At 63.9% G+C, this 11732-nt stretch carries 11 protein-coding genes; 6 read left to right on the forward strand and 5 right to left on the reverse strand.

The genetic code is table 11. From position 1 onward, the window contains the following. Positions 1-36 precede the first annotated feature (36 nt). Both P9228_RS29090 and P9228_RS29095 read right to left on the reverse strand, forming a co-directional pair. Positions 37-450: a VOC family protein gene (locus tag P9228_RS29090; protein ID WP_278056876.1), complete on the reverse strand. Its 414-nt coding sequence runs from the start codon at positions 448-450 to the stop codon at positions 37-39. Continuing rightward, positions 447-830, reverse strand: coding sequence for a fimbrial protein (locus P9228_RS29095; RefSeq protein ID WP_067002059.1), 384 nt, complete (start codon positions 828-830; stop codon positions 447-449). The genes P9228_RS29090 and P9228_RS29095 overlap by 4 nt, the downstream gene beginning before the upstream one ends. A 114-nt stretch (positions 831-944) precedes the next feature. On the opposite strand from P9228_RS29095, the gene P9228_RS29100 reads away from it, so the two are divergent. Together P9228_RS29100 and rpoH are read left to right on the forward strand one after the other, a co-directional pair. Then, a complete protein-coding gene (locus P9228_RS29100; protein ID WP_278056878.1) occupies positions 945-1937 on the forward strand; it encodes an RluA family pseudouridine synthase in 993 nt (330 codons plus the stop codon). Between the two features lie 210 nt (positions 1938-2147). After that, positions 2148-3059 carry an RNA polymerase sigma factor RpoH gene (gene rpoH, locus P9228_RS29105; protein WP_067002056.1) on the forward strand — a complete coding sequence of 304 codons (912 nt, stop codon included), beginning with the start codon at positions 2148-2150 and terminating at the stop codon, positions 3057-3059. Positions 3060-3317: 258 nt separating this feature from the next. Here rpoH and P9228_RS29110 read toward each other — a convergent pair whose 3' ends face one another. The 3 genes from P9228_RS29110 to P9228_RS29120 all read right to left on the reverse strand — a co-directional run bounded on the left by P9228_RS29110 (position 3318) and on the right by P9228_RS29120 (position 4810). Beyond that, the gene (locus P9228_RS29110; protein ID WP_095778154.1) at positions 3318-3977 is read right to left on the reverse strand and encodes a peroxiredoxin; all 660 of its coding nucleotides are present in this window, start codon (positions 3975-3977) and stop codon (positions 3318-3320) included. Positions 3978-4167: 190 nt separating this feature from the next. Then, entirely contained in the window at positions 4168-4533 is a 366-nt protein-coding gene (locus P9228_RS29115) for a cell division protein ZapA (RefSeq protein ID WP_067002048.1), read from the reverse strand. A 4-nt stretch (positions 4534-4537) separates the two neighbouring features. Beyond that, the gene (locus P9228_RS29120; protein ID WP_040973690.1) at positions 4538-4810 is read right to left on the reverse strand and encodes a DUF4164 domain-containing protein; all 273 of its coding nucleotides are present in this window, start codon (positions 4808-4810) and stop codon (positions 4538-4540) included. 260 nt (positions 4811-5070) lie between these two features. On the opposite strand from P9228_RS29120, the gene tkt reads away from it, so the two are divergent. From tkt to P9228_RS29140, 4 genes are all read left to right on the forward strand, one after another. Next, positions 5071-7062 (forward strand): transketolase, encoded by a 1992-nt coding sequence (tkt, locus tag P9228_RS29125; RefSeq protein ID WP_278053397.1) that lies wholly within the window; start codon positions 5071-5073, stop codon positions 7060-7062. Between the two features lie 207 nt (positions 7063-7269). Next, a complete protein-coding gene (gene gap / locus P9228_RS29130) occupies positions 7270-8280 on the forward strand; it encodes a type I glyceraldehyde-3-phosphate dehydrogenase (protein WP_067002042.1) in 1011 nt (336 codons plus the stop codon). 168 nt (positions 8281-8448) lie between these two features. Next, positions 8449-10338: a potassium/proton antiporter gene (locus tag P9228_RS29135; protein WP_067319317.1), complete on the forward strand. Its 1890-nt coding sequence runs from the start codon at positions 8449-8451 to the stop codon at positions 10336-10338. A 102-nt stretch (positions 10339-10440) separates the two neighbouring features. Further along, a complete protein-coding gene (locus P9228_RS29140) occupies positions 10441-11637 on the forward strand; it encodes a phosphoglycerate kinase (RefSeq protein WP_095824045.1) in 1197 nt (398 codons plus the stop codon). Positions 11638-11732: the final 95 nt, after the last annotated feature.

An 11732-nucleotide genomic window follows, 5' to 3' on the forward strand; every position in this document is an offset into this window, starting at 1 on the left:
TTTCGGACTGTTCGCGGACTTTGCGGACTGCCCTCGTCAACCCTGCCGTTTCGGCTCGATCAGATCCCAGAGATTGCCGTAGAGATCGGCAAACACCGCCACCGTGCCATAGGGCTCGAAGCGCGGCGCCTCGCGGAATTCGACGCCCCTGCCAAGCATCGCCTGATGGTCGCGGGCGAAGTCGTCCGTTTCGAGAAAAAGAAACACCCGGCCGCCGGTCTGGTCACCGATGCGGCTTGCCTGCCTCTCGCCGGAGGCTGCCGCCAAGAGCAGCCGCGCGCCCTGCCTGTTTGCCGGCGTGACCGTCACCCAGCGCTTGCCGCCGCCGAAGTCGACGTCCTCGCTCAACACAAAGCCAAGCCGCTCGACATACCAGGCTATCGCCTCGTCATAGTTTTCGACGACGAGCGCCACGGTCGCAATGCTGCGGTTATCGGCAAAGCCGCTCATTTGTTGCGAATCGCGAACTGGCCGATCACGCGGCGCTCGGCAATGTCGTAGAGAAAGATGGAACGGCTGCCGTCGGCGAGTTCGGCATCGATCGACAGGCGGTTGCCGGACAGTGCCTGGCTGACGACCTTGGCGCCGACCGGCAGCACGATATCGCCGGAGAGGGGCGCGCCGGCCGGAGCCTGGACATCGCCGGCATGCACCGATCCGGCGCCGGGCGCATTGCGGGCTTTGTAGACAAGGGCTCCGATCACCACCATAAGGGCGAGGAACAGAAGACCGAGATTGACGATCATGAAGCGGATGAGCTTCCGGCGCACTTTTTCGGCCGCAGGGTCGAGCGGCTTCTCCTCATCTTCTTCGGCGATCGGCCGGGCCATGACTAAACAATCCGCAACGGTTTCGATGAGCGCTCATAGCGAAGAGACCTCGATTTTGATAGGGCCCCGATTTTGAGACAGGATGAATTGCCGGGCGATGAGTTGGATGGAAAGGTGGAGCTGGAAGCCGGCGCCGATGCCGCAGGCAAGCGCCTCGACCAGTGGCTCACCGCCCAGTTCGGCCCGGAGATCTCACGCAGCCGCGTGCAGGCCCTCATCAAGCAGGGTGCGGTTACGATCGCCGGCAAGCCGGTCGAGGAGGCAAAGCGCAAGATGGCGCCGGGCGAGCGTGTCGCGGTCATCATGCCGGAGCCGGAGCCTGCCGAGCCGCAAGGCGAGGCCATTCCTCTCGACATCCTTTACGAGGACGACGAGCTGATCGTCGTCAACAAGCCGGCGGGGCTGGTTGTGCATCCCGGCGCCGGCAACTGGACCGGCACACTGGTCAACGCGCTGATCCATCATTGCGGCGACAGTCTTTCCGGCATCGGCGGCGTCAGGCGACCGGGCATCGTCCACCGGCTGGACAAGGAAACCAGCGGCGTCATGGTGGTGGCCAAGACCGACCGCGCCCACAAGGCACTGTCTGAGGCCTTCGCCGATCATGGCCGGACGGGCGACCTCGAACGCGCCTATCTGGCGCTGGTCTGGGGCATTCCGCAGCGGCCGACCGGCACCGTCGAGGCCGCGCTCGGCCGCGCCGCCGATCGGGTACGGCGCGCGGTGGTTCCCGAAGACCGGGACGACGCCCGGCATGCCGTTACCCATTTCACCGTCGTCGAGCGTTTCGGCGGGCGGCAGAAGGAATTCACCACCGCAAGTCTGATCGAATGCCGCCTCGAGACCGGCCGGACGCACCAGATCAGGGTGCATATGGCGCATATCGGTCATCCCGTGGTCGGCGATCCGGAGTACGGCCAGGCCTTCCGCACGAAGGCCAACCGGCTGCCGGAACCGCTGAAAGGCGAGGTCAAGGCATTTTCCAGACAGGCGCTCCATGCCTGGCTCCTTGAATTCCGACACCCGACCACCCATCTACCGATGCGGTTCGAGGCGCCGATGCCGAGGGACATGGAGGAACTTGTCGGCGGCTTTCGAATGCTCTGAACCGCCATCAAGACGCTTCAAACCAGCCATCAAAAAACCTGACTGGCGTTGTTCACTTCAACGTGACACACTGTTTCGTGTTGAACAAATGCCTGTCCTTTCTGGTTTTGTTCCTATATACAGCAGTTGCCGCGAGTGAGCCGATTGGCATTCGCGTCATATGCCCGCCGCGTTACGGGGGCATCACTCCAATAGAGAGGGGGCGCTATCATGGCCCAGTCACTACCCAGTATCGTTTCCGGTGAAGGCGGTCTCGCCCGCTACCTGGAAGAAATCCGTCGCTTTCCGATGCTTCAGCCCCAGGAAGAGTACATGCTCGCCAAGCGTTATGCCGAGCATCAGGACACTTCCGCCGCGCACAAGCTCGTCACCAGCCATTTGCGGCTCGTCGCCAAGATCGCCATGGGCTATCGCGGCTACGGCCTGCCGATCGGCGAGGTGATCTCGGAAGGCAATGTCGGCCTCATGCAGGCTGTCAAGAAATTCGAACCGGAGCGCGGCTTCCGGCTCGCCACCTACGCTATGTGGTGGATCAAGGCCTCGATCCAGGAATACATCCTGCGCTCGTGGAGCCTGGTCAAGATGGGCACCACCGCCAACCAGAAGCGCCTGTTCTTCAACCTGCGCAAGGTGAAGGGCCGGATCCAGGCGCTCGACGACGGCGACCTCAAGCCCGACCAGATTGCCGAGATCGCCACGCGTCTCAACGTTTCCGAGGCCGAAGTGGTGTCGATGAACCGTCGCCTGTCGGGCGACGCTTCGCTCAACGCCCCGATCAGGGCGAGCGAAGGTGAGTCCGGTGAATGGCAGGACTGGCTGGTCGACGATCACGAAAGCCAGGAAGAGATGCTGATCGAGCAGGACGAGCTGGAAAACCGGCGCTCGATGCTGTCGGGCGCGCTGTCGGTGCTCAACGACCGCGAGCGGCGCATCTTCGAGGCGCGTCGTCTGGCCGAAGAGCCGCTGACGCTGGAAGAGCTGTCGGCCGAGTTCGACATCAGCCGCGAGCGCGTGCGCCAGATCGAGGTGCGCGCCTTCGAGAAGGTGCAGGACGCGGTCAAGGCCGCGGCCAAGCGTCAAAACCAGGCGCTGCGCACCATCGAAGCGCAGCCGGCGGCGTAAAAGCTCGAGGCATTACGCAAAGACAAAACGGCGGAGCCGGGATCTGGCGCCGCCGTTTCTTTTTGGCACCTGCACGCCCGCGATTGGCGAAAGCTGTGGCGCGCCCCTAATGTCCGCCAGGACAATAAGGGGCAGCGCCGAGATTACGAGCTTATCACGTCAGGACAACGTCCGTTGACGCGGTAATCACCGAACGCCGCGCCGCCCCTCATCCGCCTTTCGGGCACCTTCTCCCCGTGGAACGGGGAGAAGGAAAGCTCACGCTGTCGGCTGCTTGGTCTTGCGCAGATACGGCAACACCGTCTCGTAGGCGCCGAAGCGCTTGATCGCGTCCTCGTTGGAGACGGCGGCGGTGATGATCACGTCCTCGCCCTGCTTCCAGTTTGCCGGCGTCGCCACCTGGTGCTTGGCCGTCAGCTGGATGGAATCGATGACGCGCAGGATCTCATCGAAGTTGCGGCCGGTGGTCATCGGATAGGTCAGCACCAGCTTGATCTTCTTGTCCGGGCCGATGACGTAGACCGAGCGCACCGTGGCGTTGTCGGCTGGCGTGCGCCCTTCAGAGCTCTCGCCGGCGCCCGCCGGCAGCATCTCGTAAAGCTTGGCGACGGCGAGATCCTTGTCGCCGATCAGCGGATAGTTCACCGTCTGGCCGGTAGCTGTCTTAATGTCGGCCTGCCATTTGTCGTGGCTCGACACCGGATCGACAGAAATGCCGATGATCTTGACGTTTCGCTTTTTGAATTCGCCCTCGAGCCCGGCCATCGTGCCGAGCTCGGTCGTGCAAACCGGCGTGAAGTTCTTCGGATGGCTGAAGAGCACTGCCCAGCCGTCACCGATCCATTGATGGAAATTGATCGTCCCTTGCGTGGTCTCGGCCGTGAAATCCGGCGCGATATCGTTGATACGAAGGCTCATCGCGTGCTCCCTACCCTGTGACATGGCGCCGGCATGGGCTAACCCCATCGGCGCGTGTCAGCTTCTATACCGCCGGAAGGAACGGTTCAAAAGGCTTGTGTCTGCAAGCGTGATCGGAACGATGGAAAAATTTCTGCTTTTCCTGGAAAAGACAGCAGAATTTCCATAGCGGACGCAGGGGATTGGCGGCTTAAGCCTTCTTCACCGCCAGCGTCGTCGCAAGGTCTTCCATGCGCTGCGCAAGTGCCGCGAGCGCGGTCGTCAGCACGCTGTCGCTCTTGTCGGCCTTGGTCAGCGCCTCGTCGCGCGTCTTGCGCAGCGTCAGCACCTCGCTCTCCATGCCCTTGACCCGCTTGTTGAGCTCCGAAAGCTCATCCATCACCATGATGCCGGCCATGACGGTCAGCCGCTGGTCGCCGATCTCGCCGAACGAATCCTTCAAATGCATGACATACCGGTCGAAGCGCTCGGCGAGGTCGATCAGATGCTCTTCCTGGCCCTCGTCGCAAGCCATCCGGTACTGCTTGCCGTCGATGGAAACGGTGACCTGTGCCATTGGCTTACCTGTCCAGTACCGCGCGAATGGTTTCCATGGCGGTCACCAGCCGGCGCGACACTTCCTTGTTGGCATCTTCCAGCCGTTCGGCGCGGGCCTCGGAATTGTCGAGCTCCTGCGCCAGCCGCGAGCGGTCGGCGTTCATGCGCTGCACCTCGGCCTCGGCTTCGGAATAGTCGCGCTCATGCTCGAGCCGCGCCGCCACGGCGTTTTCCAGTCCCTCCATGGCTTTGCCGAGCCTGGCGATGACTTCCTTGAGGGTCGTTTCCCCGGTCATGGCCTTCGTCCTATGCCCTGCCCGTCACCGAATCGCTCACGTTCAGAACGCGTTATCTCGGAAAGATTAGGCGCCGGGTGAAGCGCGCGTCAATAAAGCTCTCGCGACTGTCCCCCGCTAACGCTAATGTAGCGTCGCCGGCGCCTTCACAAGGCCGGCAAAAAAGCACCGATTTGTTGACTCAAAGGCCGCGCCTGCTATGTGTCGCGCACCCTTTCCACGGGCTCTCCCAAGGCTCCAACCCCTATTCCGGAGGAAGCATGACCTCGCGTGAACAACATGATCGGATGGCCAATGCGATCCGTTTTCTTTCCATGGACGCCGTCGAGAAGGCCAATTCCGGCCACCCCGGCCTGCCCATGGGCTGCGCCGACATCGCTACGGTGCTGTTCACCCGCTTCCTGAAATTCGACGCCAAGGCCCCCCACTGGGCAGACCGCGACCGTTTCATCCTGTCGGCCGGCCACGGCTCGATGCTGCTCTATTCGCTCCTGTACCTCACCGGCTACGAGGACATGACGATCGACCAGATCAAGAATTTCCGCCAACTCGGATCTAGGACCGCCGGCCATCCCGAATACGGCCATGCCGCCGGCATCGAGACCACCACCGGTCCGCTCGGCCAGGGCCTCGCCAACTCGGTCGGCTTCGCGCTCGGCGAGCGCATCATGAATGCCGCCTTCGGCAACGACCTTGTCGACCACTACACCTATGTGCTGGCCGGTGACGGCTGCTTGATGGAAGGCGTCTCCCAGGAAGCCATCGCGCTCGCCGGCCATCTCAAGCTCAACAAGCTGATCGTCTTCTGGGACAACAACAACATTTCGATCGACGGCCCGGTCTCGCTCGCCGACAACACCGACCAGGTCGCCCGCTTCCAGGCCAGCGGCTGGAACGCCAGCCACATCGACGGCACCGATCCGGAAGCCATCGCCTACGCCATCGAAGCCGCCCGCCATTCCGACAAGCCGACGATGATCGCCTGCAAGACGACCATCGGCTTCGGCGCCCCGACCAAGGCCGGCACCAACAAGGCGCATGGCTCGCCGCTCGGCGCCGACGAAATCGCCGGCGCCCGCAAATTCTTCAACTGGGAATCGCCGCCCTTCGAGATTCCGGCCGACATCCTCGACGCCTGGCGCGGCGTCGGCACCGCCGGCGCCAAGGCGCGCGCCGATTGGGAAGGCCGCCTTGCCAAGGCCGACGCCAAGCTGAAGGGCGAATTCGAGCGCCGCCTCGCCGGCAAGCTGCCGGACAATTTCGACGCCGTCATCGCCGAGTACAAGAAGAAGCTCTCGGCCGACAAGCCGAAGGTCGCCACCCGCAAGTCCTCGGAAATGGCGCTGGAAGTGATCAACGGCGCTGTTCCCGAAACCATCGGCGGCTCGGCCGACCTCACCGGCTCCAACAACACCAAGACCAGCCAGACCAAGAACATCACTCCGGACGACTACGGCCAGCGCTATGTCCATTACGGCATCCGCGAGCACGGCATGGCGGCGGCCATCAACGGGTTGACGCTGCATGGCGGCCTGATCGCCTATGGCGGCACCTTCTTATGTTTCTCCGACTATGCCCGCCCCTCGATGCGCCTTGCCTCGCTGATGGGCATCCGCTCGATCTTCGTCATGACCCATGACTCGATCGGCCTCGGCGAGGACGGCCCGACCCACCAGCCGGTCGAGCATCTGGCCGCACTGCGCGCCATTCCGAACCACAACGTCTTCCGCCCGGCCGACGCGGTCGAGACGGCGGAATGTTGGCAGCTGGCGTTGGAGTCCGAAAAGACGCCTTCGACGCTCGCGCTGACCCGCCAGAACCTGCCGACCGTGCGCAGCGAACACAGCGAGAAGAACCTCAGCGCCTCGGGCGCTTATGAGCTTGCCGCGGCAAACGGCGAGGCGGCCGTGACGATCTTCGCCACGGGCTCGGAGGTCGAGGTCGCCCTCGGCGCCCGCGAGTTGCTCGAAAAACACGGCCATCCGACCCGCGTCGTATCGGTGCCCTGCTTCGAGCTGTTCGACCAGCAGGACGAGGACTATCGCAGGAAGACCATCGGCAACGCCAAGGTGAAGGTCGCTATCGAGGCCGGCATCCGCCAGGGCTGGGACCACCTGATCGGTATCGACGGCATCTTCGTCGGCATGACCGGCTTCGGCGCCTCCGGCTCGATCGAGCAGCTCTATCCGCATTTCGGCATCACCGCCGAGGCCGCGGCGAAGGCCGTGGAGGCGCGCCTGCACGGCAAGTGAGCCATCGCATGTCGCTCAAAAGCGCGCAGCGATCTCGAGCGGCCTGCACAAAAAGCAACGCCCCGTCCGGCGAAGCCCTTCAAAGGATGTCGCCTGACTGGACCAACCTAATCGATTTAAATTCCGGCTTCTGCGGCTGGATTCTTTGCACGCCCGCCGCTATGAAGCAGCGGACCCATCCACTTTCCAGTCCCCAGGGAGAGAAACATGACCGTCAGAGTTGCCATCAACGGATTTGGCCGCATCGGCCGCAACATCCTGCGCGCCATTCATGAATCCGGCCGCAAGGACATCGATGTCGTCGCCGTCAACGACCTCGGGCCGGTAGAGACCAACGCGCATCTGCTCCGCTACGACAGCGTGCATGGCCGCTTCCCGCATGAAGTGACGGTCGACGGCGACCAGATCTCCGTCGGCAAGGAGAAGTTCAAGGTCACCGCCATCAAGGATCCGACCCAGCTGCCCTGGAAAGATCTCGGCATCGACATCGCGCTCGAATGCACCGGTATCTTCACCGCGCGCGACAAGGCTGCCGCGCATCTGACCGCCGGCGCCAAGCGCGTCATCGTCTCGGCCCCGGCCGAAGGCGCCGATCTCACGGTCGTCTACGGCATCAACCACGACAAGCTGACCAAGGACCACGTCGTCATCTCCAACGCGTCCTGCACCACCAACTGCCTGGCCCCGCTTGCCGCCGTGCTGCACGAGACCGTCGGCATCGAGAAGGGCATGATGACGACGATCCATTCCTACACCGGCGACCAGCCGACGCTAGACACCATGCACAAGGACCTTTACCGGGCCCGCGCCGCGGCGCTGTCGCAGATCCCGACCTCGACCGGTGCCGCCAAGGCGATCGGTCTGGTGCTGCCCGACCTCAAGGGCAAGCTCGACGGCATCTCCATCCGCGTGCCGACCCCGAACGTCTCGGTCGTCGATTTCAAATTCATCGCCAAGCGCTCGACCACCGCGCAGGAGATCAACGAAGCGCTGATCGCCGCCTCCAAGGGCAAGCTGAAGGGCGTGCTCTCGGTCACCCATCACCCGAACGTCTCGATCGATTTCAACCACGATCCGCACTCCTCGATCGCGGCGCTCGACCAGACCAAGGTCATGGACGGCAACTTCGTCTCGGTACTCTCCTGGTACGACAACGAATGGGGCTTCTCGAACCGCATGGGCGACACGGCTGTCGCCTTCGGCAAGACCATCGCCTGACCTCAGGCTTCCTTTTTGATCGTGTGAAACGCCCGGCTTCGGCCGGGCGTTTTTCGTTCGACGCAGCGGCATGGGGCAAAAAAGCCACGCTGCCGCCTTGCAGTGGTCATGTCTTCGCCCCACTCTGCCGTAAAGCGGGAGGGACGCGGATTTGAGGGGCAATTCCGGATGGAGCATGCGATCTATCTCGTGACGCTGGTCGGCACAGCGCTTGTTGTCGCCGCCGCCTTTTCGAGCCTGATCGCCTTTCGCTTCGGCGCACCCCTGCTGCTCCTCTTCCTCTGCATTGGCCTTGCCACCGGCGTCGACGGCCTTGGCATCGAATTCGACAATGCGCGGCTGGCTTATTTCGCCGGCTCGTTGGCTTTGGCCATTATCCTGTTCGATTCCGGTTTCGGCACGCCGCTCAACGCCTTGCGCCAGGCGGCCGGGCCGGCGCTGTCGCTGGCCACCGTCGGCGTCCTCCTGACCACCGGCATCTTCGGCGTCGCCGCCTACTACCTCCTCAATCTCAGCTGGCTGGAATCCTCGCTGCTCGGCGCCGCCGTCGCTTCGACCGACGCAGCGGCGGTGTTCTTCCTACTGCGCGCCGGGGAGATCCATTTGCGCGAGCGCGTCCGCTCGACGCTCGAGGTTGAATCCGGCACCAATGATCCGATCGCCATCTTCCTCACCATCTCTTTGGTCGAGATCATCGCCGCGCATGCCAACCCCGAGGCAAACGTTCTCGCCACCAGTTTGGTGATCGGCTTCGTCATCAACATGGGACTCGGCGCCATCATCGGCGTGCTCGGCGGCTTGGCGATCGTGCGCCTCGTCGAGCGACTGAACCTCGACCATGGCCTGCTGCCGATCTTCGTGCTGACGCTGTCGCTGATGGTGTTCGCCGCGGCCGGCGCCGTCGGCGGCTCGGGCTTCCTTGCGGTGTATCTCGCCGGCCTCGTCGCCGGCAATTCCGACATTCGCGCCGTCACCATCCTGAAGCGCTTCCAGGACGGCATGTCGTGGCTCGCGCAGATCATCATGTTTTTGATCCTCGGCCTGTTTGCCACGCCCTCGCAGTTCCCTGCGATCCTGCTGCCGGCGATCCTGCTCGGGCTGTTCCTGATCTTCGTGGCGCGGCCCTTGGCCGTCTGGCTCTGCCTGATGCCGTTCCGCCTGCCGCGTCCGGAGGTCGCTTTCGTCTCTTGGGTTGGGTTGCGAGGCGCCGTTTCGATCCTGCTTGCCATCACGCCACTGCTCGGCGGCCTCGCCAACGGTCGCCTCATCTTCAATGTCGCCTTCATCATCGTGCTGGTCTCGCTGGTGGTGCAAGGTTGGACCGTCGGTCCGCTGGCGCGCCGCCTCGGCCTCATCGTGCCGGCAAGGCTTGGACCTCTCGACAAGGTCGAACTCGAGCTGCCGGGCTCGGCCCACCACGAGCTGCTCGCCTATCGCGTCGCCCCCGGTAGTCCGGTGGCGCGCGGCGAACGCATCCCGCGCTGGGCGAGGCCTTCGCTGGTGCTGCGCGATGGCCGCTCCATGCGGTTCCAGGACATGGGCCGGCTCGCCGCCGGCGATCAGGTCTACATCTTCGTGCCGGACCGCTATCCGCGCTTGCTCGACAAGCTCTTCGCCAGCCGCGCCGTCGTCGACCCCGAGGATGCCGATTTCTTTGGCGCCTTTGCCGTCGATCCGGCCCGCTCCGCCGCCGAGCTCGAAGCCGCCTATGGGCCCGGCCTCACCGAGGCCGAACAGAAGCTCACCGTCGCGGCGCTGGTCACCGAGCGGCTCGGCGGCCAGGCCGAATATGCCGACCGCGTGATGATCGGCCCGATCGAGCTGATCGTACGCGATGTCGACGAGAAGGGCCGGATCACCGGGCTTGGCCTGTCCTTCGAGCCGACCGCGCCGGTGGCGCGCGTGCCGGTTTTCCTGAGCGCCGGCGAGATCGCCGACCGCATCGCCGCCTTTATCCGCGGCTGGCGCAAACCAGCGCCAAGCAAGGTTCCTCAAAGCGAGCCGGACGAAATGACGACGTCCAAGCCCATAGCGCCAAAATCAGCCAGCGAGAGCTGACGTCACACAACGACATCATTTTTGCACGCGCTGTGCGGCCCAGGCCTTGCATCGTGCCCGGTGGCGGGTAAGGTCGCCGCGTTTTTGGCGGAAAGGACGACCATGGCCGGCTTCAAGACACTCGACGATATCGGCGCCGTTGGCGGCAAGCGCATCCTGGTGCGCGTTGACCTCAACGTTCCCGTCGCCGACGGCAAGGTGACGGACGCCACCCGCATCGAGCGCATCGCGCCGACCATTTCCGAGCTCTCCGGCAAAGGCGCCAGGGTGATACTGCTCGCGCATTTCGGTCGTCCGAAGGACGGCCCGTCGGCCGAATTCTCGCTGGAGCCGATCGCTCGCGCCACGGCGGAAGTGCTCGGCCGCCCGGTCGGCTTCGCCTCCGACTGCATCGGCGACAAGGCCGCCGACGCGGTTGCCGCCATGAAGGATGGCGACGTCCTGCTTTTGGAAAACACCCGCTTCCACAAGGCCGAGGAGAAGAACGATCAGGCCTTCACCGAAAAGCTCGCCGCCAATGGCGACATCTACGTCAACGACGCCTTTTCCGCCGCGCACCGCGCGCATGCGTCGACCGAAGGCCTGGCGCACCGCCTGCCGGCCTATGCCGGCCGCACCATGCAGGCCGAGCTCGACGCGTTGGAACAAGGTCTCGGCAATCCGGTGCGGCCCGTCGTGGCCATCGTCGGCGGCGCCAAGGTCTCGACCAAGATCGATCTTTTGATGAACCTGGTGAAGAAGGTCGACGCGCTGGTAATCGGCGGCGGCATGGCCAACACCTTCCTCGCCGCGCGGGGTACCGATGTCGGCAAATCGCTCTGCGAGCATGACCTGGCCTCCACCGCCAAGCAGATCATGATCGAGGCGGCCGAAGCCGGCTGCGCCATCATTCTGCCCGCCGACGGCGTCGTGGCGAAGGAATTCAAGGCGGGTGCCGCCAGCCAAACCGTCGCCATCTCCGACGTGCCCGCAGACGGCATGATCCTCGATGTCGGCGAGAAAACCGTGAAGAGCGTCGCCGATTGGATCGACCGCGCTGCCACGCTGGTCTGGAACGGCCCGCTCGGTGCATTCGAGATCGAACCCTTCGACCGCGCCACGGTGGCTGCGGCAAAGCATGCGGCAGCCCGCACAAAGGAAGGCAAGCTGGTTTCGGTCGCCGGCGGCGGCGACACGGTGGCCGCGCTCAACCATGCCGGCGTCGCCGACGATTTCACCTATGTCTCGACCGCCGGCGGCGCCTTCCTCGAATGGATGGAAGGCAAGCCGCTGCCGGGCGTCGAGGTGCTGAAGCGCTGAGTCATTCAAGACTTTCCGAACGGACGCCGCTATCGAGACTTTCAATCGATTCGAGCTTTTCGGCGTCATTCCTTTGGCGGTAGTGTTCTGCTAGC

The sequence above is a fragment of the Mesorhizobium sp. WSM4898 genome, from assembly GCF_029625845.1.
In the GTDB taxonomy this organism is placed as follows: domain Bacteria; phylum Pseudomonadota; class Alphaproteobacteria; order Rhizobiales; family Rhizobiaceae; genus Mesorhizobium.

What these genes read in the sequence shown, in the direction of transcription:
- gap (WP_067002042.1), top strand. Translation starts at nt 7,270, where the DNA reads ATGACCGTCAGAGTTGCCATCAACGGATTTGGCCGCATCGGCCGCAAC.
- P9228_RS29110 (WP_095778154.1), bottom strand. Translation starts at nt 3,977, where the DNA reads ATGAGCCTTCGTATCAACGATATCGCGCCGGATTTCACGGCCGAGACC.
- P9228_RS29135 (WP_067319317.1), top strand. Translation starts at nt 8,449, where the DNA reads ATGGAGCATGCGATCTATCTCGTGACGCTGGTCGGCACAGCGCTTGTT.
- P9228_RS29095 (WP_067002059.1), bottom strand. Translation starts at nt 830, where the DNA reads ATGGCCCGGCCGATCGCCGAAGAAGATGAGGAGAAGCCGCTCGACCCT.
- P9228_RS29115 (WP_067002048.1), bottom strand. Translation starts at nt 4,533, where the DNA reads ATGGCACAGGTCACCGTTTCCATCGACGGCAAGCAGTACCGGATGGCT.
- P9228_RS29120 (WP_040973690.1), bottom strand. Translation starts at nt 4,810, where the DNA reads ATGACCGGGGAAACGACCCTCAAGGAAGTCATCGCCAGGCTCGGCAAA.
- P9228_RS29090 (WP_278056876.1), bottom strand. Translation starts at nt 450, where the DNA reads ATGAGCGGCTTTGCCGATAACCGCAGCATTGCGACCGTGGCGCTCGTC.
- P9228_RS29140 (WP_095824045.1), top strand. Translation starts at nt 10,441, where the DNA reads ATGGCCGGCTTCAAGACACTCGACGATATCGGCGCCGTTGGCGGCAAG.
- rpoH (WP_067002056.1), top strand. Translation starts at nt 2,148, where the DNA reads ATGGCCCAGTCACTACCCAGTATCGTTTCCGGTGAAGGCGGTCTCGCC.
- tkt (WP_278053397.1), top strand. Translation starts at nt 5,071, where the DNA reads ATGACCTCGCGTGAACAACATGATCGGATGGCCAATGCGATCCGTTTT.